This window comes from Micromonospora sp. NBC_01655 (assembly GCF_026339755.1).
In the GTDB taxonomy this organism is placed as follows: domain Bacteria; phylum Actinomycetota; class Actinomycetes; order Mycobacteriales; family Micromonosporaceae; genus Micromonospora.
On sequence record NZ_JAPEQF010000001.1, the window covers coordinates 4403769 to 4428880 of the forward strand.

23 protein-coding genes are annotated in these 25112 nt (G+C 74.1%); 4 read left to right on the forward strand and 19 right to left on the reverse strand.

Annotated features, from left to right (window positions below; all coding sequences use genetic code 11):
- Positions 1-44 precede the first annotated feature (44 nt).
- Positions 45-935 carry a helix-turn-helix domain-containing GNAT family N-acetyltransferase gene (locus tag OOK41_RS20165; RefSeq protein ID WP_266267906.1) on the reverse strand — a complete coding sequence of 297 codons (891 nt, stop codon included), beginning with the start codon at positions 933-935 and terminating at the stop codon, positions 45-47.
- Positions 936-1173: 238 nt separating this feature from the next.
- On the opposite strand from OOK41_RS20165, the gene OOK41_RS20170 reads away from it, so the two are divergent.
- Positions 1174-1809: a helix-turn-helix domain-containing protein gene (locus OOK41_RS20170; RefSeq protein WP_266267907.1), complete on the forward strand. Its 636-nt coding sequence runs from the start codon at positions 1174-1176 to the stop codon at positions 1807-1809.
- A 114-nt stretch (positions 1810-1923) separates the two neighbouring features.
- Here the strand turns inward: OOK41_RS20170 and OOK41_RS20175 are convergent, their stop codons facing one another.
- The 13 genes from OOK41_RS20175 to OOK41_RS20235 are packed head-to-tail and all read right to left on the reverse strand — an operon-like array spanning position 1924 to position 18165.
- Entirely contained in the window at positions 1924-3054 is a 1131-nt protein-coding gene (locus tag OOK41_RS20175; protein WP_266266305.1) for an alpha/beta hydrolase, read from the reverse strand.
- 36 nt (positions 3055-3090) lie between these two features.
- Positions 3091-4089, reverse strand: coding sequence for an LLM class flavin-dependent oxidoreductase (locus tag OOK41_RS20180; protein ID WP_266266306.1), 999 nt, complete (start codon positions 4087-4089; stop codon positions 3091-3093).
- Positions 4089-4418 carry a TIGR04076 family protein gene (locus tag OOK41_RS20185; RefSeq protein ID WP_117667253.1) on the reverse strand — a complete coding sequence of 110 codons (330 nt, stop codon included), beginning with the start codon at positions 4416-4418 and terminating at the stop codon, positions 4089-4091. The genes OOK41_RS20180 and OOK41_RS20185 overlap by 1 nt, the downstream gene beginning before the upstream one ends.
- Complete coding sequence (locus OOK41_RS20190; protein WP_266266307.1) at positions 4415-5419, reverse strand: NADPH:quinone oxidoreductase family protein; 1005 nt, start codon at positions 5417-5419, stop codon at positions 4415-4417. Before OOK41_RS20190 ends, OOK41_RS20185 begins: the two co-directional genes overlap by 4 nt.
- A complete protein-coding gene (locus OOK41_RS20195; protein WP_266266308.1) occupies positions 5416-5826 on the reverse strand; it encodes a DUF4440 domain-containing protein in 411 nt (136 codons plus the stop codon). The genes OOK41_RS20190 and OOK41_RS20195 overlap by 4 nt, the downstream gene beginning before the upstream one ends.
- The gene (locus OOK41_RS20200; protein WP_266266309.1) at positions 5823-7094 is read right to left on the reverse strand and encodes an amidohydrolase family protein; all 1272 of its coding nucleotides are present in this window, start codon (positions 7092-7094) and stop codon (positions 5823-5825) included. The genes OOK41_RS20195 and OOK41_RS20200 overlap by 4 nt, the downstream gene beginning before the upstream one ends.
- Positions 7091-8761 (reverse strand): hydantoinase B/oxoprolinase family protein, encoded by a 1671-nt coding sequence (locus OOK41_RS20205; protein WP_266266310.1) that lies wholly within the window; start codon positions 8759-8761, stop codon positions 7091-7093. Before OOK41_RS20205 ends, OOK41_RS20200 begins: the two co-directional genes overlap by 4 nt.
- The gene (locus tag OOK41_RS20210; protein ID WP_266266311.1) at positions 8754-10442 is read right to left on the reverse strand and encodes a hydantoinase B/oxoprolinase family protein; all 1689 of its coding nucleotides are present in this window, start codon (positions 10440-10442) and stop codon (positions 8754-8756) included. The genes OOK41_RS20205 and OOK41_RS20210 overlap by 8 nt, the downstream gene beginning before the upstream one ends.
- Positions 10439-12490 carry a hydantoinase/oxoprolinase family protein gene (locus tag OOK41_RS20215; RefSeq protein WP_266266312.1) on the reverse strand — a complete coding sequence of 684 codons (2052 nt, stop codon included), beginning with the start codon at positions 12488-12490 and terminating at the stop codon, positions 10439-10441. The genes OOK41_RS20210 and OOK41_RS20215 overlap by 4 nt, the downstream gene beginning before the upstream one ends.
- Positions 12487-14586, reverse strand: coding sequence for an ABC transporter ATP-binding protein (locus OOK41_RS20220; protein ID WP_266267908.1), 2100 nt, complete (start codon positions 14584-14586; stop codon positions 12487-12489). The genes OOK41_RS20215 and OOK41_RS20220 overlap by 4 nt, the downstream gene beginning before the upstream one ends.
- A gap of 5 nt (positions 14587-14591) precedes the next feature.
- Entirely contained in the window at positions 14592-15476 is an 885-nt protein-coding gene (locus OOK41_RS20225; RefSeq protein ID WP_117667267.1) for an ABC transporter permease, read from the reverse strand.
- Positions 15476-16486: an ABC transporter permease gene (locus OOK41_RS20230; RefSeq protein WP_266266313.1), complete on the reverse strand. Its 1011-nt coding sequence runs from the start codon at positions 16484-16486 to the stop codon at positions 15476-15478. Before OOK41_RS20230 ends, OOK41_RS20225 begins: the two co-directional genes overlap by 1 nt.
- A gap of 20 nt (positions 16487-16506) precedes the next feature.
- On the reverse strand, positions 16507-18165 hold the full coding sequence (locus OOK41_RS20235) for an ABC transporter substrate-binding protein (protein ID WP_266266314.1): 1659 nt from the start codon (positions 18163-18165) through the stop codon (positions 16507-16509).
- Positions 18166-18513: 348 nt separating this feature from the next.
- On the opposite strand from OOK41_RS20235, the gene OOK41_RS20240 reads away from it, so the two are divergent.
- The gene (locus OOK41_RS20240; protein WP_266266315.1) at positions 18514-18711 is read left to right on the forward strand and encodes a hypothetical protein; all 198 of its coding nucleotides are present in this window, start codon (positions 18514-18516) and stop codon (positions 18709-18711) included.
- Positions 18708-19721: a cupin-like domain-containing protein gene (locus OOK41_RS20245; protein ID WP_266266316.1), complete on the forward strand. Its 1014-nt coding sequence runs from the start codon at positions 18708-18710 to the stop codon at positions 19719-19721. Before OOK41_RS20240 ends, OOK41_RS20245 begins: the two co-directional genes overlap by 4 nt.
- Before the next feature lie 121 nt (positions 19722-19842).
- On the opposite strand, the gene OOK41_RS20250 is transcribed toward OOK41_RS20245, so the two are convergent.
- The 5 genes from OOK41_RS20250 to OOK41_RS20270 all read right to left on the reverse strand — a co-directional run bounded on the left by OOK41_RS20250 (position 19843) and on the right by OOK41_RS20270 (position 23765).
- On the reverse strand, positions 19843-21126 hold the full coding sequence (locus OOK41_RS20250; protein ID WP_266266317.1) for an FAD-binding oxidoreductase: 1284 nt from the start codon (positions 21124-21126) through the stop codon (positions 19843-19845).
- Between the two features lie 161 nt (positions 21127-21287).
- Entirely contained in the window at positions 21288-21572 is a 285-nt protein-coding gene (locus tag OOK41_RS20255; RefSeq protein WP_128763540.1) for a TraR/DksA C4-type zinc finger protein, read from the reverse strand.
- 95 nt (positions 21573-21667) lie between these two features.
- Complete coding sequence (locus tag OOK41_RS20260) at positions 21668-21949, reverse strand: potassium transporter TrkA (RefSeq protein ID WP_117667280.1); 282 nt, start codon at positions 21947-21949, stop codon at positions 21668-21670.
- Positions 21950-22239: 290 nt separating this feature from the next.
- Positions 22240-22443, reverse strand: coding sequence for a hypothetical protein (locus OOK41_RS20265; protein ID WP_117667282.1), 204 nt, complete (start codon positions 22441-22443; stop codon positions 22240-22242).
- 77 nt (positions 22444-22520) lie between these two features.
- On the reverse strand, positions 22521-23765 hold the full coding sequence (locus OOK41_RS20270; RefSeq protein ID WP_266266318.1) for a CdaR family transcriptional regulator: 1245 nt from the start codon (positions 23763-23765) through the stop codon (positions 22521-22523).
- Positions 23766-24109: 344 nt separating this feature from the next.
- On the opposite strand from OOK41_RS20270, the gene OOK41_RS20275 reads away from it, so the two are divergent.
- Positions 24110-25000 (forward strand): GNAT family N-acetyltransferase, encoded by an 891-nt coding sequence (locus tag OOK41_RS20275; protein WP_266266319.1) that lies wholly within the window; start codon positions 24110-24112, stop codon positions 24998-25000.
- Positions 25001-25112 lie beyond the last annotated feature (112 nt).

The following is a 25112-nucleotide window of genomic DNA, read 5'->3' on the forward strand; positions in this document are numbered from 1 at the left end:
CGCGGCGGTGGCGCTGGCCGGCAGGCCCGCCACCGCCGCGCCGGTCACTGGGCGAGGCGCTTCTCGAACCAGTAGTGGGCGTAGGGCTCGGTGTTGTAGGGCTCGACCTCGCGGTAGCCGGCCGAGCGGTACATCGCGATCGCCTCGGTGAGCGCCCGGTTGGTGTCCAGCCGGACGGCGGCCCAGCCGCGCTCGGCGGCGTACCGTTCCAGCTCGTCGAGCATCCGCCGCCCGACCCCGAGCCCGCGCACCTGGTCGGACACCCACACGCGTTTGATCTCGGCGGGGGCTCCGGGGTGCAGCTTGACCGCACCGCAGCCGACGGGCTCGCCGTTGAGGGACGCCAGCAGGAACACCCCGGCGGGCGGCACCAGTGCCTCGTCGTGCACGGGGCTGCTCAGCGCCGGGTCGAAGCCCCCGTCGAACCGCCGGCCCACGTCCCGGGCGTAGGCCCGCACGCAGGCCCTCGCCGCCGGGTCGCCCGGCGGGCACGGCCCGATGACCACCAGCGACGCGACGAGTAGCCGCTCGACCTCGGCCATCGCCGCGACGAGCCGTTCCCGCCGCCGCCCGGGAAGCGGGGCGAGGATGGACCGGGCGAACTCGTCGGAGCGCCGGTCCAGCTCGGCCCACTCGGCCCGGCCGGCCCCGGTGAGCGCGGCGACCCGCACCCGCCCGTCGCCGCCGGCCCGGTCGGCCGGCCCCACGGTGACCAGCCCGTCGCCCTCCAGCGTGCGCAGCAGCCGGCTGAGGTACCCCGAGTCCAGCCCGAGTCGGGACCGCAGCGCCGCCACCTCGGCGCCGCCGGGGCCGATCTCCCACAGCAGGCGCGCCTGCGCGAGCGGCCGGCCACGCGCCATGTACTCGTCGTCGAGCGCCCCCACCCGCTGGGTCACCGTCCGGTTGAACCGCCGCACCGCGGCGACCAGGTCCATGTCCACATGCCTGACTTTAGTCAGGAGAATCCGCGACCACTCGACCGGGGTGGCCGCCCTCGCACGAGGTCTCGTCCACCCGCAGCAGCACCTGCCGGCGCGCCCGCGCCGGCCGCCCCGCCGACGGCCCGCCGCGACGGGGCGGCCCGGACATCGCGGATGCCCCGAAGTTCGATACCATCGAACAAGCGTGGCGGGCTCTCCCGCCGGGACGCGACAGGAGGTCCCCGTGCGGTCGATGGAGAGTAACCCGGTCCGGGAGCGGATCCGCCCCGACGAGGGGGCGCAGGACGCCACCCCCGCCGGCCTGGCGGGCGCGCGCATCCGCCAGTACCGCAAGGAGCGCGGGCTGACGCTGCGCGGGCTGGCCGCCCGCTCCGGGCTGTCGATCGGCTTCCTGTCCCAGGTCGAGCGGGGCATCTCCTCCATCGGCCTGACCGCGCTGGGCAGCGTCGCGAAGGCCCTGGACCGCACGGTGGCGGAGTTCTTCGACGCCGGTGCGGACTCCCCCGACCGGGCGGTCGGCCCGCCGCCCACGCACTTCACCCTCACCAGGGCGGAAACCCCGGCCACCCAGTACGTCTCCGGCCAGCAGACCTACCGGATGCTGTCGGAGCGGGGGCCGGACCTGGTGCTCGAACCGATGCTGGTGCACATCGCTCCGGGGGGCCGCCGGGAGGCCGCCTACGGCCATGCCGGAGAGGAGTTCGCGTACGTCATCTCCGGCGAACTGCTCTACGAGGTCGACGGCGTCGAGCACCGGCTGCGGCCGGGCGACAGCGTGCACCTGCGCTCGTCGGTGCCGCACTCGATGTACAACGACACCGCCGCGGTGACGACCGTCGTGTCGGTGGTCACGCCGCGGCTGTTCTGACGGCGGTCGATCGATCCGGCGCCCGGAAGGTGACCGCGGCGGCAGCGCGTCTTGTTCACGCTGGTGAAACATCGCGGACATGGCCGGCGGCCCGCCGCGTGGCGGCGCCGGTGCTCAGCGGCCCAGCCGGCGGTCCACGGCGGTCATGGTGTCCCGCCAGACGGCCGAGCCGGGATCGATGACGTCGAAGTGGTCGCCGGGCCGCTCCAGGTGGCTGACGTCGTCGCCGGCCGCGCGGGCCGCTGCGGCGTACCGGCGGTTGACGTCGACCAGGTCGGGGCTGTCGGCCGCGCCCTGCACCAACAGGGTCGGCACCCGGATCGGCAGCCGGGCCATGGGATCGGCGGCGGCGTACCGGTGCGGCACGGTCGCCGGTGTGCCGCCGAGGGCCGCGGGGATGGCGCCGTCACCGAGATACCGCCGCTCGCCCTCCGCCAGGTCGAGGACGCCGGCCAGCGACACCGCCAGCGCGACCCGCACCGCCGGTGCCCCGGCCGCCGCCCCGCCGGCCGGGGCCGGGCCGGGTTCGGTGCCGGCGGCCAGGTCCGCCGCGACCCGCAGGGCCAGTTGGCCGCCGGCCGAGTGGCCGACGACGGCGACCCGCCCCAGGTCCAGCCCGGCGTCCGCGGCGAGGCCGCCCAGCGCCGCGACGCCGGCCGCCACGTCGCCGGTGGTGGCGTCCCAGCCGTGCCGGTCGGGACGCCGGTACTCCACGTTCCACGACGCGTAGCCGCGGTCGACGAGGTCGACGGCGAGGGCGTCCATCAGGTCGGCCGCCCACACCGACCGCCAGAACCCGCCGTGCAGGAGCACCGCGACCGGGACGGGCCCCGCCGTCCCGACCGGCAGCCGCAGCTCGCCCCACTGCTGCGGGTGCGGACCGTAGCCGATCCGGGTGGCCGGGGACCGGTGGCGGTGCACGGCGTGCCGGACGGCCCAGACCAGGCCCCAGGCGCCGCGGCCGGACAGGTGCGCGGCCCCGTCGACGGGTGGCTCGACGGTGAGGTCGTACCAGACCACGGTGCGCGGCGCGGTGGGGATGAGGGCCCGCACCTCGGGGGTCGGACCGGGCAGCGCCACGACCAGCGGGCCGGCCCCCGTGACCAGGGCCCGCACCTCCTCGGCGGAGGTGGCGGTCACGAGCCCGCCGGTGACGCCGAGTTCGGCGCAGGTGGTGGCGGTCAGCGACTCCAGCAGGGCGGTGTCGGCCACCAGTCCGGGGCCGGCCACGACGACGATCCGCACCGACGGGGCTCCTCTCTCGCGGGCGGGACGGCGGGGTTACCTGCGCAGCAGGGGCAGTACGGCGGAGCCGAGCAGGTCCACGCCACGGTCGTCGGTCAGCCCGTGCGGGGTGCCGAACTCGACCCGGCGGACCCCGGCGTCGATCAGCGCCTGGGCCTGCGCGGCCACCTGCGCCGGGGTGCCGGAGAACGCGAACCGGTCGAGCACGTCGTCAGGGATGAGGCGGCCGGCGGCCTCGTGCGCGCCCTCGTCCACCAGGGCGCCGACCCGCTGCACCAGGCCGTCGGGCAGCGCTACGGTCGGATCGAGTTCCGCGACGACGGCGAGGTACATGGCGACCTCGGTGCGGGCCTTCGCCCGGGCCGCCTCGCCGTCGGTGTCGACCACCGTCACGGCACCGAACACGATGCCGACGTCCGCGACGTCGCGACCGGCCCGGTCGGTGCCCACCCGCACCCGGTCGCGGATCACCGGCACCATGTCGGGGTTGGCGCTGCCGCCCACCTTGATCTCGTCGGCGATCCGGCCGGCCAGGGCCGCGCCCTGCGGGCCCCAGGCGCCGAGCAGCAGCGGCGGGTCGGGCCGGTGCACGGCGTAACGCAGCGCGGTGCCGGGCGCCAGGGTGAACACCCGACCGGGGTAGCCGTCCCGGTCGCCGCGCAACAGGCGGTAGACGACGGCCGCCGCCTCCTCGATCGTGGTCAGCGCCCGGGGCTGGGCCAGGCCGACCGCCCCGAGCCAGGTGCCGCGGGCCAGCCCCAGGTAGGCCCGGCCGTGCGAGGCCAGGTCCAGGGCCGCGAGCTGGCCGGCGATCTCGTACGGGGCCAGCGAGTACGGGTTGAGGCAGGCCGCCCCGAGCCGGACCCGGCTGGTCGCTGCGGCCATCTCCAGCAGCGGGAAGATGGGCGGTTGGTACATCAGGTCACCGAAGACGGTCAGCACGTCGAAGCCGTGGGCCTCGGCCGCCGCCGCCAGCGCGGCGTACGCGCCGGCGGGCTTGTCGCTCTGCAGCCCGAGTCCGATCTCGACGGCCATCAGGTCAGGTCCGCCGAGTTCATCCGCCGCCGACAGGTCCGTTCCACCTTCATGACGAGCCGCTCCTCCGGATCGGGGCAGGCGAAGTGCGAGTCCTGGGCCAGCCAGTCCCCGGCGGCGAGGTCGCGCTGCTTCGCGGCGAGGAACGGCAGCACGGAGGCCAGCGCGTACACGCAGAAGTGCTGGCCATCGGGCAGCTTCAGGTGGGCGCTGTCGGTCAGCTCGAAGTGGTCGCCGACCGCCATGCCGCAGACTGACCGCCCCTCGATGCGGTCGACGGTGACCCGCAGGTCGTAGATGTCCATGTCGCCGTCCGGGGTTTCCGTCATGCCGGCTCCCTCTCCTCGACCCGTACGATGATCTTTCCGGTGGTCCGGCGGGCGGCCAACTCGGCCAGCGCCGCCGGGGTCTGTTCCAGGGACACCACCCGGCTGACCGGCGGCCGGACCGCGCCGGTGGCGTGCAGGTCGAACAGGGCCTGGTAGGCGGCACGCACCTCGGGGGCGCGGCGCCACGGATACCGGGAGCCCCAGGACAGGCCGACCAGGGTGGCGTTGGCGGCGATCAGCCGGGCCGGGTCGACCGGCGGAGGTGGGCCGCCGGCGGCGCCGACGGTGACGAGCCGGCCCTCGAAGGCCAGGCAGTCCAGCGACCGGGCGAGGATGTCGCCGCCGACCGGGTCGACGACGACGTCGGCGCCGTCGCCGCCGGTGGCGTCCCGCACGGCGGCCACGAAGTCCTCGGTGGTGTAGTCGATGGCCACCGCCGCGCCCTGGTCCCGGCAGACGGCGGTCTTGGCGGGGCCGCCGGCGGTGGCGAGGACCCGCGCGCCCCGGGCGACGGCGAGCTGGGTGACGGCGATGCCGACACCGCCGGCTCCGGCGTGCACCAGCACCGTCTGCCCGGCGGTGACGCCGGCGCGTTCCAGGGCGAACCACGCGGTCTGGTAGGTGACCGGCAGCGCCGCCGCGGTCACCGGGTCGACGGTGGACGGGCGGGGCACGACCACGGCTGCGTCCACCGTCACCGTGGAGCCGAGCGCGCCGCGGGGCAGCGCCGGGCAGGCGACGACCTCCTGGCCGAGCAGGTGCGCGGCACCCTCGCCCGCGGCGACGACCCGCCCGGCGGCCTCGACGCCGGGGGTCATCGGCGGGTCCGGCCGCACCGGGTACTCGCCCCGGCACAGCGACACGTCGAGGAAGTTCAGGCCGACCGCGCGGACGGCGAGGCGTACCTCGCCGGGGCCGGGCGGCGGGTCGTCGGGCAGTTCCGCCACCGACAGCACGTCGGCCGGCTCGCCCGTGCGGTGGGCGACCAGTCGCCGGATCACGAAGCCTCCTCCGGTTCGCGCACCAGCTCGGCGTGGTGGTGCACGATCAGCCACCGGCCGCCGACCCGGCGCAGCACGTCGGTGACGCGGGTGAGCGCGGGCGGGGCCTGGGCCTGGGCCTGGGCGACGAGGACGTAGCGGGCGACGCCGAAGTCGCCCCAGACGTCGATGTGCTTGTCCCGGGCGGCGAGCACCGCCAGCCGGGGCCGCCCGGCGGCGTCGCGCTGCTCTCGGTACGCGTCGAGCTGCGAACGGGTGCGCAGCGGGCCGGGCAGGTGGCTCTCCCAGGTGGTCACCTCGGCGTGCAGGTGGGCGTCGAACCGGGGGCGGTCCCCGGCCAGGAACGCCTCGTACATGTCGTCGATCCCGGCGGCGATGGCCGCCGACCCGGCTTCGGCGAACGTCACCACGCACCTCCCGGCGCGGCGGCCCGGTCGTCGCGGACGACCCGGCCGCCCTTCATCACCCAGCGCACGCCCCGGAACGCGGCGGCGCCGTCGAGCGGGTCGTCGTCCATGGCGATCAGGTCGGCCAGCCTGCCGTCCTGCACGGTGCCGCGGTCGTCCTCGACGCCCAGCCACCGGACGGGTCCGAGGGTGCCGGCGTGCAGGGCCCGGGCGGGCCCGATCACCTCGGCCATGTACTCCAGCTCCCGCACGGTGGCGTTGGTGCCCTCGAAGTCCCAGAACGGCGGCATGTCGCTGCCGAGCAGCACCTGCACCCCGGCGGCGACGGCCGTCGCGAAGCTGTCCAGGTGCCGGGGGCCGGCGCCGAGCGAACGGCACTGCATCCATTCCGGCACGCCCAACTCGTCGAAGAACTCCTTGCACCGGGTCACCAGCAGGGTCGGCACCAGGGCCGTGCCGCGCTCGGCCATCCGCGCGGCGACCTGCGGGGTGAGCTGGTAGCCGTGCTCCACGCAGTCCAGGCCGAGGTCCACGGCCGCGCCGATCACCTCCGCCGGTCCGGCGTGCGCGGTGACCTTGCGTCCCCAGGCGTGCGCGGTCTCGATCACGGCGGCGAGTTCGTCGGCGAAGAGCTGGGGAGTGTGGATGCGCTCGTGTTCACCGGCGATGCCGCCGGAGACCATCACCTTGATCAGGTCCGCGCCGGCCCGGATCTGGCTGCGCGCGCCGTGGCGGAAGCCGACGGGCCCGTCGCATTCGAGGGTGTCGCTGCTCTCGTGGCCGTGCCCGCCGGTGCAGACCAGGGCGCGGCCGGCGGTGTGGATGCGGGGACCCTCGGTGCGGCCGGCGGTGATGGCGCGGCGCAGCGCGAAGTCGGCGTGGTCCTTCTCGGCGACGCAGCGCACGGTGGTGACGCCACAGTGCAGGGTCCGCCGGGCCCCGTCGGCCATGTAGAGGGCGAGGTCGTGCGGGCCCATGCCCTTGACGCTGTCGCCCCCGGAGCCGGGCAGCGACAGCGAGAAGTGGGTGTGCATGTTGACCAGGCCGGGGGTCAGGTACGCCCCGTCGAGGTCCAGGTCGGTCACCGGGCCGGCGGCCCGGGCCCGCGCGGCCACCTCGGCGTACGGGCCGACGGCGGCGATCCGGTCGCCGCGGACCCAGACGCCGGCGTCGGGCAGGGGACCGGTGCCGTCCGTCACGCGGGCGTCCAGCACGGTGCAGTTGCCGAGCAGCAGGCTCGGCGGCATGGGGGTGCTTGCGGCGGTCATGCGGTCACTCCGTACAGGTCGTGGGCGGCGGTGGCGGAGACGTAGCCCTCGGCGACGTCCCGGCGCACCGACTCCGGGTCACGTCGCCTCGGGTCACCGTGCCCACCACCACCGGCGGTCAACAGCGTCACCCGGTCACCGGCCTCGACCGGAGTCCGCTTCGTACTCACCCGCGCCTCCCGATCCGTACCCGGGAACACCACCACCCGGTTCGGCTCCGGCGACAACCCGCCATCGAGCGCCCACGGCGCGGACTTCGTCTTCTTGATCACCGACAGGAACTCCCCCGCCGACAAGAACCGAATGTCCCGCCGCAACCCACACCCACCCCGGAACCGACCAGCACCACCCGAATCCGTACGAATCTCCACCCGCTCGAAGAACATCCCCGTCCGCGCCTCCAGCACCTCGACGGGGGTGTTGCGGGCCTGGGTCTGGCACAGGTGGTTGGCCGGCCCGATCCCGTCGTGCTGCGGGGTGCCGCCCCAGCCGACCGGGTCGTTGTTGCTGACCGCGAACATCTGCCCGGTGTCCGGGTGCAGGCCGACCATCATGAACCCCGGCACGTCACCGCCGCTGGACGCCGGCAACCGGTCCGGCATGCCCTGGGCCAGGGCCCGGTAGATCAGTTCCAGGGCGACGGTGCCGGTCCACTGGGTGAAGGTGGCCGCCGGGTACCGCGCGTGGAACAGCGATCCGGGCTCGGTACGCACCCGCAGCGGGGCGAAGTGCCCGGCGCTGGTCTGCTCGGTGGGCGTGGTGATCGCCTTGAACGCGACCCGGCAGGTGGCGATGGTGGCCCCGAGCGGGAGGTTCACCGGCCCGGCCACCGCCGGGGAGGAGCCGGTGAAGTCCACGGTGAACGCGCCGTCGGCGACGGTGACGGTGACCCGCATGCGGATCGGGTCGTCGGTGACGCCGTCGTCGTCGAGCCAGTCCTCGGCGGTCCAGCTACCCTGCGGCAGGGCGGCCACCGCCTCGGCGGCGGAGTCGGCGGCGGCGGCGATCACCCGGTCGATCACGGCGTCCACCGTGACGGGTCCGTACTGCCGGTACAGCTCGGTCATCCGCCGCTCGCCGGTGCGCAGCGCGGCGATCTGGGCGTTGAGGTCGCCGAGGACGAGGTCGGGCATCCGCGAGTTGAACCGGATCAGCTCGTGGATCTCGTGGACCGGCTCGCCCCGGGCGTACACCTTCGTGCCGGGGAAGATGATCCCCTCCTGGTGCATGTCGGTGGAGTCGAGCACGTAGCCCGGGTCCTTGGCGCCCAGGTCCATCCAGTGGGCGCGGACGCACAGGAAGCCGATCAGTTCCCCGCCGTCGGGGAGGAAGACCGGGGCGAACAGCGTCGCATCGTAGCTGTGCGCGGCGTTCCAGTACGGGTAGTTCAGCAGCACCACGTCGCCGGGGTGCAGGTTGTCCCGGCCGACGTACTCCACGCCGCGCTGGATGGAGTAGTCGTTGGCGCCGAGAAAGCGGGACAGGCCGGTGGACTCGGCGACCAGCCGCAGGTGGCGGTCGTAGAGGGAGATGCCGAAGTCGTAGACCTCGTAGATGACCGGGTTGAAGGCGGTGCGGACCAGCGCGGCGCGCATCTCCTCGGCGGCGGAGACGAGGTAGCTGCGGACCACCTCGACGGTGGCCCCGTCGACGGTCGGCTCACCCATCGAGGTCCACCCCGTACACCTCGCGGGCGGCGGTGGCGGAGACGTAGCCCTCGGCGACGTCCCGGCGCACCGACTCCGGGTCACGTCGCCTCGGGTCACCGTGCCCACCACCACCGGCGGTCAACAGCGTCACCCGGTCACCGGCCTCGACCGGAGTCCGCTTCGTACTCACCCGCGCCTCCCGATCCGTACCCGGGAACACCACCACCCGATTCGGCTCCGGCGACAACCCGCCATCGAGCGCCCACGGCGCGGACTTCGTCTTCTTGATCACCGACAGGAACTCCCCCGCCGACAAGAACCGAATGTCCCGCCGCAACCCACACCCACCCCGGAACCGACCAGCACCACCCGAATCCGTACGAATCTCCACCCGCTCGAAGAACATCCCCGTCCGCGCCTCCAGCACCTCGATCGGGGTGCCCCGGCCGGTGCTGCCGGAGACGTGGGTGGCGGCGTCCATCCCGTCGTGGTCCGGGGTGCCGCCCCAGCCGACCAGGTCGTTGTTGCTGACCGCGAACATCTGCCCGGTGTCCGGGTGCAGGCCGACCATCATGAACCCCGGCACGTCACCGCCGCTGGACGCCGGCAACCGGTCCGGCATGCCCTGGGCCAGGGCCTTGAGGATCAGCTCGACGGCGACGATGCCGGTCCACAGGGTGAAGGTGGGCTGCGGGTAGACCGCGTGGAAGAGGGTGCCGGGCTCGGCCCGTACCTCCAGCGGCGCGACGGTGCCGGCGTTGGACGGCTCGTCGGGTGAGGTCAGCGACTTGAGGATGACCTTGCAGATCGCCTCGGTGGCGCCGAACGGCATGTTGATCGGACCCCGGGTGGCCGGCGCCGAGCCGGCGAAGTCGACCGTGAAGGTGCCGTCGGCGATGGTGACGGTGACCCGCATCTTCACCGGGTCGTCGGTGATGCCGTCGTCGTCGACCCAGTCCTCGGCGGTCCAGCTACCCTGCGGCAGGGCCGCGAGCGCGGCCCGGGCGCGGGCCTCGCCGTCGGCGATGATCCGGTCGACGGCCGCGTCCACGGTCGGCCGCCCGAACTTCTCGACGATCTCCAGCAGCCGGCGCTCGCCGGTGCGCAGCGCGGCGATCTGCGCGTGCAGGTCGCCGAGCACGGCGTCGGGCATCCGCGAGTTGAACCGGATCAGCTCGTGGATCTCGCGGACCGGCTCGCCCCGGGAGACGACCTTGGTGCCCGGGAAGATCAGGCCCTCCTGGTGCATGTCGGTGGAGTCGAGCACGTAGCCCGGGTCCTTGGCGCCCAGGTCCATCCAGTGCGCCCGGACGCAGAGGAAGCCCACCAGGTCGCCGTCGGCGTCCGCGTCGGCCGGGTCGGGCCGGAAGACCGGCGCGAACAGGGTCGCGTCGTAGGCGTGCGCCGCGTTCCAGTACGGGTAGTTCAGCAGCACCACGTCGCCGCGGTGCAGGTTGTCCCGGCCGACGTACTCGACGCCCTTGGCCAACGAGTGGTCGTTGGCGCCGAGGAAGAAGGTCAGGCCGGTGGCCTCGGCGACCAGCCGCAGGTCGGGGTCGTAGATCGACAGGCCGAAGTCGTGCACCTCGTAGATGACCGGGTTGAACGAGGTGCGGATCAGGGTGGCCCGCATCTCCTCCGCGGCCGACAGCAGGTAGCTGCGGACGACCTCGACCCGGGCGCCGTCCAGGGTGGTCATGCGACATCCTCCAGGGTGACGAGCAGGTGGCCGTGGTCGTCGACGGTGACCCGCTGGCCACTGGGCACCACCGTCGTGGAGGTGCCCTCGTCGACCAGCGCCGGACCGGCGAACGTGTCGCCCGCGTCCAGCGCGGACCGGTCGTACACGGCGAACGGCACGACCGCGCGCCGCCCGACGTCGTAGGCGTCCCGGTGGGCCAGCAGGGCCTGCCCCGGGTCGCCGTCGCCGCGCGGGCGGGTGCCCAGCTCCGGCCGGTCGGTGCGGCCGATGCCACGGACCCGCAGGTTGAGAATCTGCAGCGGGTTGCCCATGGTGTGGCCGTACCGGCTGCGGTGCAGCTCGTCGAAGGCGGTCCGGACCGCGTCGCGGTCCAGCGTGCCGCCGACGGTGACCATCAGGCTGTGTTCCTGGCCCAGGTAGCGCAGCTCGAACTGCCGTTCCAGCACGGCCTGGCCGGCCGGCACGCCCTGCGCCACCAGGGAGGCGACCGCCTCTGCCTCGACGGCCTTGAACAGCTGGTCCAGCTCGGTGAGGTCCGCGTCGTCGAGGGTGGCCATGACCGTGCGGCTGAAGTCGTTGACGATGTCGGCCGACAGCATGCCCCAGGCGGAGAAGCCGGACGGCGCGAAGGGCACGATCACCTCGCCGATGCCCATCTCCCGGGCCAGCAGCGGGGCCAGCAGCGGCCCCGCCCCGCCGAAGGCGAGCAGGGAGAACTGCCGGGGGTCGTGGCCGCGTTCGACGGTGATCTGCCGGACGGCGCCGACGGTGCGGGCCAGCAGCACGTCGAACACGCCGGCGGCGGCGGCTTCCACGCTCAGGCCGAGCGGCTCGGCGAGCTGCTCGCGTACGGCGTCGCGCGCCGCCTCGTCGTGCAGCCCCATGGTGCCGGCGAGGAAGCGGTCGGGGTCGACGTAGCCGAGCACGACGGCGGCGTCGGTGACGGTCGGTCGGGTGCCGCCCCGGCCGTAACAGACCGGGCCGGGGTCGGCGCCGGCGCTGTGCGGGCCGACCTTGAGCAGGCCCCGGTCCAGCCAGGCGATCGAGCCGCCGCCGGCGCCGATGGTCCGGATGTCGTACGTCGGGATCAGCAGCGGGAAGTGTTCGAGCTGGGCCTCGTACGCGGCGACGGGGGTGCCGCGTTCGATGACGCAGGCGTCCAGCGAGGTGCCGCCGATGTCGAAGGTGAGCAGGTTGTCGCGGCCCAGCTCGGCGGCGAGGTACGCGGCGCCGACGATGCCGCCGGCCGGGCCGGACAGCACGGTGTGGGTGGGCGAGGTCTTGGCCACCGCGCTGGTCATCGAGCCGCCGCCGGAGCGCATGATCAGGAACCGGCCGGTGAAGCCCCGCTCGGCCAGCCCGGCCTCCAGCTCGTCGACGTACCGTTCGAAGATCGGCCGGATGTACGCCTCCAGCACGGTGGTGCTGGTCCGCTCGTACTCCCGGTACTCACGCACGATGTCGGTGGACAGCGACAGGCTTACCTCGGGGAACTCCTCGCGGATCAGCCGGGCGGCCTCCTGCTCGTGGCTCGGGTCGAGGAACGAGTGCAGGAAGCAGATGGCGATCGAGGTGACCTGCTGGTCGACGACGAGGGCGCGGGCAGCGGCGCGGACGCTGTCGGGGTCCAGTTCCTCCACCACCCGGCCCCGGTGGTCGAGCCGGCCCCGCACCCCGGCGGTGAACCGGCGCTGGACCAGGCTCTCCGGCCGCTCGTACTGGAAGTCGTACATGTGGTCGTTGGGGACGTTGCCCCGGCCGATGAGGAAGACGTCCCGGAAGCCGTCGTTGGTGATGATGCCGGTGCGTCCGCCCCGGCGTTCCAGCACCGCGTTGAGCCCGAGGGTGGTGCCGTGGATGAACAGCTCCACCTCGGACAGGTCGGTGCCCAGGGCGGCGATGGCGGCGAGCACCCCGTCGGCGGGGCGCGCGGGGGTGGTGGATGCCTTGCGGAAGCGGACCCGGTTGGTGCGGGTGTCCAGCTCCATGGCGTCGACGAACGTGCCACCGATGTCGACGGCCAGCCGGACGGGACGACGTGTCATGGCGTGGTGGCCTGCTTTCCGATCAGGGCGGGGAGCTCAGGGATCCGCCAACAGGCGGCCTGGCTCGCGCCGTGGGACTGGAGCTGCTGTGGCTGTGTGCGGCAGGTGTCGGTGACGAACGGGCAGCGGGCGGCCAGCGGGCAGCCGGTCACCGCGTCCGCCTCCTCCAGGTCCTTGACCAGCTCCACCGGGGCGGCGTCGGCCGGCGGGGTCCCGCCGAGGCGGGGGGCGCTGGCCAGCAGGGCCCGCGTGTACGGGTGCAGGGGGTGGTCGAAGACGACGTCGACGGGGCCCTCCTCGACGACGCGTCCGAGGTAGAGCACCACCACCCGGTCGGCGAACCCGCGCACCGTGGCCAGGTCGTGGGAGATGAACACCGCCGCGCGCTCGGCGTCGGCGGCCACGTCGGCGATGAGGTCGAGGATCTGCGCCTGCACGGTGACGTCGAGGGCCGAGGTGGGCTCGTCGAAGACGATCAGGTCCGGCTCGCCGACCAGGGCGCGGGCGATGCCGATCCGCTGCGCCTGCCCGCCGGACAGCTCGTGCGGGTAGCGGCGCAGGATCGCGCGGTCCAGTTCCATCCGGTCCAGCACCGCGGCGACCCGGGCGTCGCGCTCAGCGGCGGGCAGGCCGGCGGCCCGCAGGGGCTCGGCGATGGAGTCGCCGACCGTGCGGCGCGGGCTGAGCGACCCGATCGGGTCCTGGAACACCAGTTGGGCGCGGGTGCGCAGCCGCCGCGCCGCCCGCCCGGACGGGCGACCCCGGCCGGGCGCCGCGCGGTGCCCGGCGACGGTGACCGTGCCGGAGGTGGGCGGCACCAGGCCCATGATGAGCTTGGCGAGGGTGCTCTTGCCGCAGCCGCTCTCGCCGACCACGCCGAGCGTCTCGCCGGGCGCGAGCCGCAGGCTCACCCCGCGCAGCGCGTGGTGGCCGCCGGAGGAGAACCGGCTCCGGTAGACGACGTGCGCGTCGTCGATCTCCAGTACGGCGGGACCGGCGCCGCGCGGTGCCGGGTCCGCGGCCTCGGATACGGGGGCCGCCGCGGCGACGACGGCGGAGCCGACCGTGCCGACCGCACCGACCGAACCAACCGGGCCGCCCGAGCCGGGCGGGGCGTCGCCCGGGTCGGCGTCGAGGGGGCCGGTGCGGGGGTGGAAGCAGGCCAGCGACCAGCCGTCCGGGCCGCCGGCGAGGGGCTCGGTGGGCGGCCGGCGGGTGGCGCAGGTGTCGTCGGCGTGCGCGCATCGGGCGGCGAACGGGCAGGCGAGCGGCGCCCGGGTCAGCAGGGGCATCGCGCCGGGGGTGGCGACGACGGGCCGGCCGCCGAGGTCGGGCACCGACCGCAGCAGCGCGCGGGTGTACGGGTGCGCCGGCTGGCGCAGCACCTGAGCGGCCGGGCCGCTCTCCACCACGGTGCCGGCGTAGAGCACCACCACCCGGTCGCAGACCTGGGCGATGGAGGCGAGGTCGTGGGAGATCAGCAGCACGGCTCGGCCGTCGGTGTCGGCGGCGTGCCGGAACTGCCGCAGGATCTCCCGGGTCAGGGTCACGTCGAGGCCGGTGGTCGGCTCGTCGGCGATCAGCAGGCCGGGGGCGCAGCCGGTGGCCAGGGAGATCATCACCCGCTGGGCCATCCCGCCGGACAGCTCGTGGGGGTACGCGTCGAGCCGGCGCTGCGGGCTGCGGATGCCGACGGACTCGAACAGCTCCCGCGCGGCCTCGCGGGCCCGTTCCGCGGGCATGTCCTGGTGGGTGACGAGCCGGTCGACGAGCTGCCGGCCGACGGTGCGGGTGGGGCTGAGCGCGCCGCGCGGGTTCTGGAAGCAGATCGCCACTCCCCGACCGCGGTGGGCGCTGAGCGCGGACTCGTCCATCCGCAGCACGTCCGCGTCGTCGAAGACGACCCGCCCGGTGGCGTGCGAGCCGCCGGGGAGCAGTCCGACCACGGCGCGGGCGACCATGCTCTTGCCGCCGCCGCTCTCCCCCACCAGGCCGACGACCTCGCCGGGTCGTACGGCGAGCGTGACGTCGCTGAGCGCGGCCACCTCGCGGCCGGGGCGGCGGATGGCCACCGACAGGTTCTCGATCGACAGCATTCCGGTCACCGCCGCTTCGCGTCCGCGCGTTCCTGCAGGCCTTCGCCGAGCAGGCTGAATCCCAGGACGCAGACGAGCAGGGCCAGGCCGGGTGGGACCGAGGTCCACCACCGGCCGCCGACCACGTCCGCGGCGCCGAGGCTGATCATGGCCCCCCACTCGGCGGCGGGGATGCTCACGCCGAGGCCGAGGAAGGACAGCCCGGCCAGGGTCAGCATCGCCCAGCCGCAGTTGAGCGGGGCGATCACCCGCACCGGAGTGAGGCTGTTGGGCAGCAGGTGCCGCCACAGGATGCCCGTGGTCGACGCCCCGGAGGTGACGGCGGCGTCGACGAAGGGCAGCTCGCGCAGGGTGCGTACCTCGGCGCGGACCAGCCGGGCGTAGGCCGGGGCGTTCACCGCGGCGATGGTGATGATGAGGTTGACGGTGCCGTTGCCGAGCAGGGCGGCCACCGCCAGCGCCAGGATGAAGGTGGGGAACGCCTGGAAGATGTCGACCACCCGCATCAGCACGTCGTCGAGCCAGCCGCCGCGGTAGCCGGCGACCAGGCCCAGCAGCGTGCCGACGGTGACGGCGAGCGCGACGGCGGCCACCGCGATGCCCAGGTCCAGCCGGGCGGCGTAGAGCACCCGGCTCCAGATGTCCATGCCGTTGCCGTCGGTGCCGAGCAGATGGCCGCCGCCGGGGGCGGTCAGGGTGGCGGCGGGGTCGATCTCGGTCTCGCCCCAGGAGCTCAGCAGCGGCGCGCACAGCGCGGCCACCGCGATCACCGCGAGGATCGCGGCGCCGGTGATGATCAGGACGCGGGCGAAGCGGCTGTCCCGGGCGCCGGCGACGGGCCCGGGCGGGTCCGTGGCCTCGGTCGGGCCGCTCGTGCGCAGGTCGGCCATCAGATCCTCACTCTCGGGTCGAGGATGGCGTGGACCACGTCGGCGATGAGGAACACCAGCACGTAGCAGAGCGCGATCACCAGCACGGAGGCCTGCACCACCGGGTAGTCGCGGTAGAGCAGGCCGCGCAGCGCCCACTGGCCGAAGCCCTGCCAGGAGAAGACGTACTCGACGAGCACGGTGGAACCGATGGCGGTGCCGAACACCAGCGCGGCCAGGGACGGCAGCCGGACCAGGGTCGCGCGCATCAGGTAGCCGTACAGCAGGGTGCGCCGGGGCAGGCCGTGCGCCGCCGCCGCGGCGTACGGCTCGGAGTGCAGCACCTCCAGGGCCGAGGCCCGCACGCTGCGCAGCAGGGGCGCGACGACACCGATGACCAGGGTCAGCACCGGCAGGACCAGGTACGCCGCGGCGGAGGCGATGGCCGGTCCGTTCCCGGTGAGCACGGCGTCGACGAGGTCCGCGCCGGTCAGCGGGGTCAGGCCGGTGTCGGGGTCCACCCGCCCGTTGGGGGCCGGGAACCAGCCGAGCACGCTGTAGCCCACCAGCACCAGCACGAGTCCGAGCCAGAACTCGGGCACGGAGTTACCGACCAGGGCGAGGACCCGGATGCCGTGGTCGGCCGGCCGCTCGGCGCGCCGGGCCGACCACACGCCGAGGACGGTGGCCACCATCAGGGCGATGGTCACGGCGATGACGACCAGTTCGAGGGTGGGCCCCACCCGCAGCGCCATCTCCGTGCCGACCGGGGCGCCGCTCTGGATGGAGGTGCCGAAGTCGCCCGTGACCAGCCCGGTCAGGTATTCGAGGAACTGCCGCCAGAGCGGCTGGTCCAGCCCGAAGCGGGCACGGGCGGCGGCGGCGTCGGCCTCGGTGGCGTTCTGCCCGAGGATGGTCCGCACCGGGTCGCCGGGCAGCACCCGGACCAGGAGGAAGGTCAGGACGATCACGCCGAGCAGCACCGGGATGAGCTGGAGCAGTCTTCTGGCGACGAACCGGAGGATGCGCATGGGCAGCGGTCCCGCCCGTCCTAGGCCGACGCGGTCAGGTAGCGCAGCCGGGCGAGGCCGTCCATCGGCTGCACCCAGCCGGCGACGTCGTCGCGTACGGGCAGGTTGAAGTTGGGTTGGCAGACGACCACCCAGGGCACGTCCGCGGCGAGGATCTCCTGGACGCGCTTCCAGAGCCGGCCGCGGGCCGCCTGGTCGACGGTGGTGTGCGACTGCTCGTAGATCTTCTCGATCTCCGGGTTGCTGTAGTTGGAGTAGTTGAGGTTCGCGCCCTTGACGAAGCTCGTGGCGAGCATGTATTCGACGTCGTTGACCCAGAGCTGGCCGGAGGTGATCTGCAGCGGGACGTTCTTCTTGGACCGCCGCTCGCCGAGGGTGGCCGGGTCCAGCGGGGTCAGCTTGAGGTTGATCCCCACCTTCGCCGCCTCGCTCTGCACCTGGACGGCGATCTTCTGCTGTTCCTCGTTGTCGGACTCGAAGACCAGCTCGGAGTCGACGGTGCTCCTGCCGGCCGCGGCCATGGCGGCCTTGGCCTGGTCGAGGTCGTGGGTGAACGGGTACCCGACGGCGTCGTAGCCGGGCATGTCCAGCGGCACGGGGCTCTTGGCGGCGCGGGCGTCCCCGCCGTAGACGTTGTTGATGATCTGCTCGTACGGCACCGCGTGGGCGAGGGCCTTGCGGACGTTCACGTCGTTGAACGGCGCCGTGGTGACCGACATCTGGATGGTCACCTGACGGTTGCTGGCGGCCGAGATGACCTTGATGCCGGGGGCCTTCTTGAGGTCCTGGATGTCGCGCTGGCTGATGCCGAGGGCGATGTCGATGTCGCCGGCCTGGAGTTGCAGCCGCTGGTTGGAGGCGGCGGGCACCACAGAGATCCTGATGGTGGGCGTCTTGGCCGGATCCGGGCCCGGGTATCCCGGGTTCGCGGAGAGTTCGATCTCCTGCCCCTGGGTGGCCTTGGCGACGTTGTAGTAGCCCCCGGTGGGCGGGTTCTTGGCGAACCACTCCTTGGCCCAGGGGTCGCTGGCGGTGGCGTGCTTCTTCGCCTCGGTGGAGTCGAAGACGTACAGCGAGATGGCCTGGATCTGCCGGGTGAGGGCGCTGGGGAACGCCTGGTGGAACTCGACGGTGTGGTCGTCGACCACCTTGACCTGGTCGGGGCCGGTGAGGCCGATGGTGCGGTAGATGCCGGCGACGTTGGCCTGGGCGGCGAAGGCGCGGTCCTTGGACCACTTCACGTCGGCGGCGGTCAGCTCGTTGCCGCTGGCGAACTTGACCCCGCGGCGCAGCTTGAGCGTCCAGACCCGCTGCGTGGCGTCCGGCTCGAAGGACTCGGCGAACGTCGGGGTGACGTTCTGGGTGTCGAGGATCTGGCTGTCGCCGGCGGCGGTGACGCCGTAGTCGATCAGGTACGGGAAGACGTTCTTGTACAGCATCAGCGCGGTCAGGTCGAAGCCCACGAAGTCCTGGTCCCAGCTCGACAGGTAGCTCGAGACCGCGATCCGCAGGGCCTTGGCGGTGGGGCCGCCCGACGCGCCGTCGCGGGGCTTGGACTCGCTGTTCGCGGCGCAGGCGCCGGTAGCCAGCAGCAGCGCCACGCTGCCGCCGAGCTGCAGGACCCCGCGGCGGGAGAGGGCGGGCGAGGAGGCGCCGCCCGCGCGGTGGGAACGAGCCATGGGTAGTCCTCCTAGAACCACGAGGCAGATGGTCCGCGCTGCGGACCTACTCGTGTTCTACCGGATTAAGTGAGAGTGAACAAGAGTCTGAACCTTGTTCGCTACCGAACTCCCGAAAGCGACCACCCACGCTGGCCGAATGGCCGATGACCTGCGAAGTCAATGTTCACACAAGTTCACACAGTTGATACACGCGACGATACGTCCGGAACGGCGCGACACCGCCCGGGCGGTGACCGCCGGCCCCACCGCCCGCCGGGTCGATCCGCCGACGGCGCCGGAGGCTCCCGGCCGGACGGGACAACTGTCCCTGGCGGCCGGGTCGACCCGGCACGTTGACTCTGATCCATGACCTCACTTCCGGACCACTTCCCGGCCCACGTCAAGGGCTCCTACGTCAACTGCGCCGAGTACACCCGCCCGGCCCAACTCACCGCCGTCCCCGACGCCGACCACTTCCCCGCCCACGTCAAGAACTCCTACGTCAACTGCACCGAGTACACCCGCCCGGCCCAACTCACCGCCGTCCCGGGCGGCGCGGCATGACCGTGCTCGCCACCCCCGGGCTGGACCGCGTCTGGCAGGAGTGGCTGGTCGAGAACCTGGCCATGGGCGCCCCCGTCGAGCAGGCACGGGCCGCCGCCGTCGCCGCGGGCGCCGACGCGGACGCCGTCGACGCGGAGCTGCGCGAGCTCACCGCCCACCCGTACTTCGCCGTGTGCCGCCGCCTCGCGCTGCGCTACGACTGGATGGAGTCCGTGCTGGACACCTACCGGACGCTGCGCAACAGCGACGGCGGCGGCACCCTGGAGCGCCGTGCGGGCATCACACCGGAGGAGTTCTTCGCCCGGTACTACTTCGGCCACCGGCCCGTCGTGCTGGACGGCCTGATGACGGACTGGCCCGCGCTCGACTGGACCCTCGACGGCCTGGCCGCGGCCTGCGGCGACGCGGTCGTCGAGGTGATGACCGGGCGGGAGGCCAACCCCGACCACGCCTGGCAGTACGACCGCCACCGCACCACCATGCCGTTCCGCGACTACCTGGCGCTGCTCCGGTCCGGGACCCGCACCAACGACTACTACATGGTGCCCCGCAACGAGAACTGGTCGCAGGCGCTGCGCCCGCTCGCCGCCGACGTGCGCCCGCCCGAGGGGATCGTGGACCCGGCTGCCCTCGGGCATCTGCTGCTGGGCCCGGCGGGCACGGTGACACCGCTGCACGTGGACAACAGCACGGTACTGCTGTGCCAGGTGCTCGGCCGCAAGCACGTACGCCTCGTGCCCTCGTACGAGCGGCACCTGGTCTACCCGCGCGGCGGGACGTTCAGCGCGGTCGACGCCGCCCGACCGGACCTCACCCGGCACCCCCGGTTCGCCGAGGCGACCGTGCTGGAGACCGTCCTGGAACCGGGTCAGATGCTGCTCATCCCCGTCGGCTGGTGGCACTGGGTGCAGGCCCTGGACGTCAGCGCCACGGTCACCTTCCACCACTTCCGGGTTGCCGGGCAGAACCACAAGATGGCGACCCCGCCGGCCGCGGGCCAGGACGAGTGACGCCCCCGGGGCCGGGCCGCCGACCGGCTACGCCGCCTTGACGTGGCGTGACCATCCGTGCGCGTACCCGGGGTAGGTGGCCCGGGTCGGCGCGGGCGGCCCGCCCCTCGCGGGTGCCGGCTCAGCGCAGCGGGTCCAACGGCGCCAACTCCGGCGGCACCTCCCCCTTGAGCACGGTCTGGGCCATCAGCTGCCCGGTGACCGGGCCGAGCGCGATGCCCCACATGCCGTGGCCACCGGCGACGAACACCCGTGGGGAGGCGGTGACGCCCGCCAGCGGCAGCCCGTCGGGGGTGCAGGGCCGGGAGCCGACCCACTCGTCGCGCCGGTCGTCGAGGTCCACGCCGGTCAGGAACGGGCGGACGGCGTCCACGATGGCGGTGATCCGCCGTGGGTCGAGGGGGTCGCCGGGACGACGGAACTCCATCATCCCGGCCACCCGCAGCCGATCGCCCAGCGGCGTGCACGCCACCCGCTGGGTCGGGAAGTAGAGCGGGCCGCGCGGCATCTGCCGGACCGGCACGCTGAAGCTGTAGCCGCGGCCCGCCTGCACCGGCTGCCGCACGCCGAAGCGGGCGGTCAACCCGCCGAGCAGCGCGCCGGTGGCGACGACAACGGCGTCGTGCTGTCTCTCGTCGGCACCCGAGAGCACCGAGACACTGCCGGACCGGGGCCGCAGGTCGGCCACCTCGACGCCTTCGACGATCTCACCGCCGCGTGCCCGCACCGCCTCGGCGAGCGAGCGCACGAACTCGGGCGGGTCCAGGTAGCGCTGCCCGTAGATCTGGATCGCGGCGGCCACCCGGTTGGTCAGCGCCGGCTCCAGGGCACGCGCCCGCCAGCCGGTGACCGGGTGGAAGCTGACCTCCTGGCCGGCGTCGCGGATCTGCTCCAGCTCGGCCAGCAGGCCCCGCGCGTCGCGTTCCCCGGCGAAGCAGGCCAGGAAACTGCCCGCCCGGGTCGTCTGCGCGGCGACCCCGCCCGCAGCCAACGCGTCGAACGCCTCCAGGGCCCGCTCGTTCAGCGGCACGTAGGCCGCCATCCCCCGCCGCCACTGCCGTGCCGTGCTGTGCGCCACGAACGAGGTGAGGAAGCGCGCCAGGCCACGGTCGGCACGCAGCGGCAGGTACACCGGCGACCGGGGGCTGAGCACCGCCCGCAGCCCGTACCGCAGCACCGCCGGTTCCGGCAGCGGCGCGGTCAAGCCCGGCGTCAACCACCCGGCATTGCCCCAGGAGGCCCCGGAACCCACGTGGTCCCGCTCGTACACCGTGACGTGCACGCCCGCCTCCTGCAGGAACCAGGCGGTGGACAGACCCACCATCCCTGCCCCGACGACCGCAACGTCACGCGGTGCGTCGGCCACGAACGCCGGCGCGTGCTGCTGCTCGGGTTCCGGTGACATTGCCTGCTCCTTTCCTGGGGCGGGCACACGCCCGGCCGCAGATGGCCCAACCATGGCCGCGCGCCGCCCACCCCGGCCAGGGCCGCCACCGGTCAAGCTGGGCCTGTCGTCTTGCCGGCGCCCGGCAATCCGTGGTGGTGGCGCCGGGTCGCGCCGCCGGCTCACCGGCGGGTGGACGCGGCGTCGCAGCGCGGGCAGAACCTCGCGCCGGGCCGGTGGGCCAGGTACTCGATGGGGATGTCGGTTCGGCATCGCCGGCAGGTGCCGTACCGGCCCTGTTCCAGGTGGCGCAGGGCGCGGGCGAGGTCGTCGAGCGCGCGACGCGACGCGGCCGTCAACGCCGCGGTGGTGTCCGTGTCGGCCGCCGGGTGGTCGGGCTGGGCGCCCTGCCGGGCGAGCAGGGCGAGTTGCGTGTGGTGTCGCGCGTACTGTTCCTCCAGCACCATCCGCAGCACGTCAAGGTCGTTCTGTCGGCTGACCGAACGGATCCTCGTCCCGTTCTCCGCTCGTGGGAACCGAGGCGCACGAGGGGCGGCGGCGGTCATGATCCGGGTCCGGTCTGCGGTTCGGGGTCGGGGATGCGGTGGTCCGGGCCGTCGGTCACGTCGACGATGTCCAGGATGCCGAGCAACCCGGCGAGCGCGATCGCCTCGGCGCGGGTCAGTGTCAGGCTGCAACTGCTGTCCGGGTCGCTGCCGTCGTCGTGCACCAGGTCGCGACGGCCGCTGGCGTGGTGGGTGACGACACCCACCCTGCGCCCGCGCTCGGTGGTGAAGCAGTGGCGCATTCCGATACCGGGCAGTGGGGTGTGTTCGACTTCCATGGGGGCAGCTCCGCAGAAGGTGTGACGGGTGAGGCGCGGGTGGGCTGGTCGGCGGCCACGCGGGGCTCGCCGACGGTCGGCCGCCGGAGCCGCCGTCCACCCGGCTGACGTGCCGAGATCGGTGGGTGGATGACTCCGGTGCCGGCCGCACCTGCCGAGGTCTGGCAGGTCAGCGGGGCCGGCAGGACGCAGGCAGCGGGCAGCGCACGGCGCCGGCAGGTGTCGACGCGGGCCGCCGCCGGCCCGGACGACGACCAGGCCGGTCGCGGCCGGTGCGCGGGGAGCAGGGGTCAGGCGACGGCGAGCTGCGGCGGAGCGCGGTCGGCGGACCAGGCCGGCACACAGCCCGGCACGGCGCGACGTCCCAGTCGGAAGACGATGCACAGGCCCACCGCCCGTGCCGCGCAGAGGACGACCACGAGCACGGCCAGCACGAACAGCGTCGACAGCGGTCTGCGCTCGCCGACGCCGAGGTAGGCGTGCCCGGCGTGCATGCGGCGACTATAGCCCACCTCCCGGGCCGTGCCCGATCGCCGTTTGGGCCGGCCGCCGACCGTCGGGCGGGCGGCGTTCAGCCGGCGGTCGGCAGGGGCTGCGCCGGCCAGTTGAGGGCCTTCGCGCCGAGCACGGCCGCCTGCAGGGTGAACCGGTGGGCGGGGTCGGCGGGGTGGTAGCCGGTCAGCCGCCGGACGCGGTCGAGCCGGTAGGTGACGGTGCGTACCGACACGTGCAGGCGCTTGGCCGACTCGGTGGCCACCGCCCCGGTGTCGAAATACTCCCGCAGGGTGTCCAGCAGCGGCTGGGCACCGCCCCTGGCGTCGGCCAGCGGGCTGAGCACGGCCTGCACCAGGTCGACGATCGCCGGCTGATCGCGCAGCAGCACCCGGTAGACCAGCAGGTCGTGGGCGTCGACCACCGGGGCGTTCACCTGTAGCCGTTCGGCCATCGACAACGCCTCGCGGGCCTCCTCGTAGGAGCGGGCGATGCCGTACAGCCCGGGATGGGCCCGGCCCACCGCGACCCGCCACGCATCCCCGCGCGGCAGCCGGGTGAGCTCCCGGTGCATCAGCCGCCCCAGCTCACCGCGCGGCTCGGAAACCGGTGCCACCAGTTGCGCGGTGGCCGCGTCGGCCGGCGCGATGACCACCAGCAGGCCCTCCTTGGTGGCCACCAGCACGTCGCGGTCGCCGAGCCGGTCGAAGATCACCGACTCCAGCGCGCTGATCGCCGCGTCGGCGTCGGGCAGCCGGCGGCTCGGCGCGGCCAGCGCCACCCGGTGCGCCCGGGCCAGGTCCAGCCCGAACGGCTCGGCCCGTTCGACCAGCGTGCCCAGGTCGGAGTCGCCGCGCAGCAGGTCGTCGACGAGCTCGCGCCGCAGCGCCTCCTCCCGGCGCACCAGGTCGCGTCGCGCCACCGCGTAGCCCTCGGCGAGGGTCGCCACCGCGTCGTCGACCACCTGCAGCACCGCGGTCGCCGCGACCCGCACCGCCTCGCAGTCACCCGAACGCGCCACGGCCGGCAGGTCGTGCCACAGTCGGCGGGCCGCCGACAGGTACAGCTGCACCACCCGCCCCGCCGATATGCCCTGCTCCGCGGCCCGCCTGCCGAGCGCCTCCACCACGTCCAGTTCCTCGCGGCGGGGGCGGCGTCCGTGCACCGCCGCGTCGGCCAGCATCGGCAGGTACTCCCCCAGCAGTCGCACGTCGATCCCGCCGGCGTCGCGGCTCGCGCCCGCGGCCACCTCGGCCAGCCAACGGTCCTCGGGCGCGACGGCAGCCCCGGGACGCCGGCCGGTCGACCGGGTGTTGTCCACCATCGCGCCTCGCCTTCACGCCTGACCGCCATCGGCGCGCTGCGACTCCGGCGGCAGCGCCGCCAGCCGTCCCGCGCGACCCACGGTCGGCCCGGCGGGCGGGATCGACCGGACGGCCCGGCGCTTCGTTGCCGGGTACCGGCAGTCTAGCTCCGGCTGCGGGCCCCCCTGTCGGGATTGCCCAGGCGGGGAGCCCGCCGCGTCTGCTACGGTTTCCCCCGCGTCCTCGATCAACACACCGGCAGGGAGGTGAGCGCCATGACCCGCACCACCGTCATGTGCTCCCCGCCGGCCGCGAGGACGCCGGGTTCCTGAACCGGGGGCACACGCCTCCCGGAAGGACCCCCATGACCGACCTGGTCATCCGCCCGCTCGTCGCGGGCGAGCAACACCTCTTCGACTCTCTGCCCGACCCCGGGCTCGTCGGACGCGCCGCGTTCGGTCAGACGTACGCCGACGGCACGTACCGCCCCGAGTGGACCTGGGTCGCCCTGCGCGACGGCACCGTGGTCGCCCGCGCCGCCTGGTGGGCCGGACCGGACGACCCGGCCCCGCTCGCCCTCGACTGGTTCGACTTCACCGACGCCGAGGCGGCCGTCGAACTGCTGCGCGCCGCGCCGCTGCGGGCCGAGTACTCGATCTCGCTGCCGCCCGGGTGGCGGGACGCGCCCGCCGTCCGCGCGCAGGCGCAGGCCCGGATCGACGCCGCGACCGCCGCCGGCATGGCGGTGCTCGTCGAGCGCTACCGCTACCGGTGGACCGCCGACTGCGGCCTGCCCGAGCGGCCGGGACGGCTGGAGTTCCGCCCCGAGCCCGACGACACGGTGATCCTGGACGTGCTGCGCCGCGTCGGCGAGGGCAGCCTCGACGCGCACTTCCGGCACGCGGCACAGCGGCACGGCCCGCAGGCCGCCGCGCAGGAGGACCTCGACCTCCTGCTCTGGATGCCGGGCCCGCGCGACTGGTGGCGGCTGGCGTACACCGCCGACGGGCACCTGGCCGGCATCACCGTGCCGAGCCGCAACCACACCGACCCGGTGGTGGCGTTCATCGGCGTGCTGCCCGAGCGACGCGGCCACGGCTACGCCTACGACCTGCTCGCCGAGGCCACCCATCTCCTGGTCGAGGCGGGCGCGGACCGGATCGCGGCGGCCACGGACCAGCACAACACCCCGATGGCGGCCACCTTCGCCCGGGCCGGCTACCCGATCGAGTACGAACGCGTCGACCTGGTGTGAAGCCCGCTCCCCGGTCCGTCCTCGTGGCGGACCGGGGCGGCCAACGACCGTCCCGTCGCCCCGGTCGCGGGCAGGTCTGCGGGGTGCCGGCGCGCCCCGAGGACGAGCACCG

Coding starts and splice junctions, on each gene's coding strand:
- OOK41_RS20235 (WP_266266314.1), bottom strand. CDS start 18,165: ATGGCTCGTTCCCACCGCGCGGGCGGCGCCTCCTCGCCCGCCCTCTCC.
- OOK41_RS20270 (WP_266266318.1), bottom strand. CDS start 23,765: ATGGTGGACAACACCCGGTCGACCGGCCGGCGTCCCGGGGCTGCCGTC.
- OOK41_RS20200 (WP_266266309.1), bottom strand. CDS start 7,094: ATGACCGCCGCAAGCACCCCCATGCCGCCGAGCCTGCTGCTCGGCAAC.
- OOK41_RS20265 (WP_117667282.1), bottom strand. CDS start 22,443: ATGCACGCCGGGCACGCCTACCTCGGCGTCGGCGAGCGCAGACCGCTG.
- OOK41_RS20230 (WP_266266313.1), bottom strand. CDS start 16,486: ATGCGCATCCTCCGGTTCGTCGCCAGAAGACTGCTCCAGCTCATCCCG.
- OOK41_RS20240 (WP_266266315.1), top strand. CDS start 18,514: ATGACCTCACTTCCGGACCACTTCCCGGCCCACGTCAAGGGCTCCTAC.
- OOK41_RS20275 (WP_266266319.1), top strand. CDS start 24,110: ATGACCGACCTGGTCATCCGCCCGCTCGTCGCGGGCGAGCAACACCTC.
- OOK41_RS20225 (WP_117667267.1), bottom strand. CDS start 15,476: ATGGCCGACCTGCGCACGAGCGGCCCGACCGAGGCCACGGACCCGCCC.
- OOK41_RS20220 (WP_266267908.1), bottom strand. CDS start 14,586: ATGCTGTCGATCGAGAACCTGTCGGTGGCCATCCGCCGCCCCGGCCGC.
- OOK41_RS20245 (WP_266266316.1), top strand. CDS start 18,708: ATGACCGTGCTCGCCACCCCCGGGCTGGACCGCGTCTGGCAGGAGTGG.
- OOK41_RS20250 (WP_266266317.1), bottom strand. CDS start 21,126: ATGTCACCGGAACCCGAGCAGCAGCACGCGCCGGCGTTCGTGGCCGAC.
- OOK41_RS20260 (WP_117667280.1), bottom strand. CDS start 21,949: ATGGAAGTCGAACACACCCCACTGCCCGGTATCGGAATGCGCCACTGC.
- OOK41_RS20170 (WP_266267907.1), top strand. CDS start 1,174: ATGGAGAGTAACCCGGTCCGGGAGCGGATCCGCCCCGACGAGGGGGCG.
- OOK41_RS20215 (WP_266266312.1), bottom strand. CDS start 12,490: ATGACACGTCGTCCCGTCCGGCTGGCCGTCGACATCGGTGGCACGTTC.
- OOK41_RS20205 (WP_266266310.1), bottom strand. CDS start 8,761: ATGGGTGAGCCGACCGTCGACGGGGCCACCGTCGAGGTGGTCCGCAGC.
- OOK41_RS20210 (WP_266266311.1), bottom strand. CDS start 10,442: ATGACCACCCTGGACGGCGCCCGGGTCGAGGTCGTCCGCAGCTACCTG.
- OOK41_RS20180 (WP_266266306.1), bottom strand. CDS start 4,089: ATGGCCGTCGAGATCGGACTCGGGCTGCAGAGCGACAAGCCCGCCGGC.
- OOK41_RS20185 (WP_117667253.1), bottom strand. CDS start 4,418: ATGACGGAAACCCCGGACGGCGACATGGACATCTACGACCTGCGGGTC.
- OOK41_RS20255 (WP_128763540.1), bottom strand. CDS start 21,572: ATGGTGCTGGAGGAACAGTACGCGCGACACCACACGCAACTCGCCCTG.
- OOK41_RS20165 (WP_266267906.1), bottom strand. CDS start 935: ATGGACCTGGTCGCCGCGGTGCGGCGGTTCAACCGGACGGTGACCCAG.